Here is a 1,453-nt window from a genome sequence, read left to right on the forward strand (position 1 = left end):
CAATACCGTTCAGTTAGTGTCTGTTGAGGTAGGGTGAGGTGTGCCTCGTAGTGGATGGGTGAAGCCGGTCTCGGATCGTCGGTTGTCGGATGTGGTGTCGGTGGGGTTGTTGACCAGGGTGTTTGCGCCGGATGTGGTGGATGCGGTGATCGCGGAGTGCGGCCGAACCGAACAGCGGAGTAGGACGTTGACTGCTCGGGTGACGGCCTATTTCGCGATCGGTATGGCGTTGAATGCCGACGGGTCGTATGAGGATGTGTTCGAGCAGCTCACCGACGGTTTGTCCTGGTCCTCGGGGTGGTCTCAGTCATGGACTGCTCCGACGAAATCGGCTATCTTTCAGGCCCGTTCACGCCTGGGAGCGGAGCCGGTGGAGGCATTGTTCCGGCGGGTGGCTCGCCCTGTAGCGACCATGGACACTCCCGGCTCGTGGCTTGCCGGACGCAGATTGATGGCGATCGACGGGACGTGTCTGGACTTGGCCGACACGCCCGCTAACGCAGAGCATTTCGGTAGGCCGGCATCGAGCCGAGGCGAGCAGTCCGCGTATCCGCAGGCACGGTTGGTGGCAGTGGCCGAATGCGGCACCCATGCACTCGTCGATGCCGCAATCGGTCCGTGTTCGACCTCGGAGCGGGAGTTGTCGAATGATCTCCTCGACCGTCTCGAGCCGGGCATGTTGCTGCTCGCCGACCGTGGTTTCTACGGGTTTCAGATGTGGACCCGGGCGGCAGCGAGCGGCGCGGACCTGTTGTGGCGGGTCAAATCGACACTGTCGCCGAAGCATCGAGAAACCCTCGACGACGGTTCCTGGCTGGCGACGATAATCCCGACCTCGGGCACCCGGCGTCAGCATCGAACACCGCTGACGGTGCGGGTGATCGACTACGCACTCGATGACGGACGCGAGAATCCTGAGCAGTATCGGTTGTTGACCACGATCCTCGACCCCGCCGACGCGCCCGCAGAAGAACTGGCACTCGCCTACGCCCAACGGTGGGAGATCGAGAACACCTTCGACGAACTGAAAACCCATCAGCGTGGACCGCGGGCGGTCCTGCGATCGAAATCCCCACCACTGGTACTCCAAGAAATCTGGGGCCACCTGTGCTGCCACTACGCCATCCGCACCCTGATGGTCGACGCCGCGCGAGCAGGTGGCCGCGACCCCGACCGAGTCTCATTCGTCGCGGCGCTACGAATCACGCGAAGATCGCTCTCGCACAGTCTTTTTTCCCCCTCACAACCATAAAGCGGTCACCCGGATGTGGAACCACGCCATCGAAAAACTGCAACACCGATTCAATCCCGCACGTCGCCTCCGAGCGAACCCGCGGGTCGTCAAACGCAAAATCATCAAATGGGCAGCCAAACGCTCCCGGCACCAACACCATCCACAACCCACAATGTCACCCCAATGCACTGTCATTCAGCATTAACTGAACGGTATTGC

The 1,453-nt window shown here is 61.5% G+C and carries 1 protein-coding gene; it reads left to right on the forward strand.

The genetic code is table 11. The features are described 5' to 3' along the window. Positions 1-40: 40 nt before the first annotated feature. Entirely contained in the window at positions 41-1,252 is a 1,212-nt protein-coding gene (locus QMK32_RS25135; RefSeq protein WP_283478290.1) for an IS4 family transposase, read from the forward strand. Positions 1,253-1,453 lie beyond the last annotated feature (201 nt).

The sequence above is a fragment of the Rhodococcus sp. H29-C3 genome (assembly GCF_030063405.1).
GTDB lineage: Bacteria > Actinomycetota > Actinomycetes > Mycobacteriales > Mycobacteriaceae > Rhodococcoides.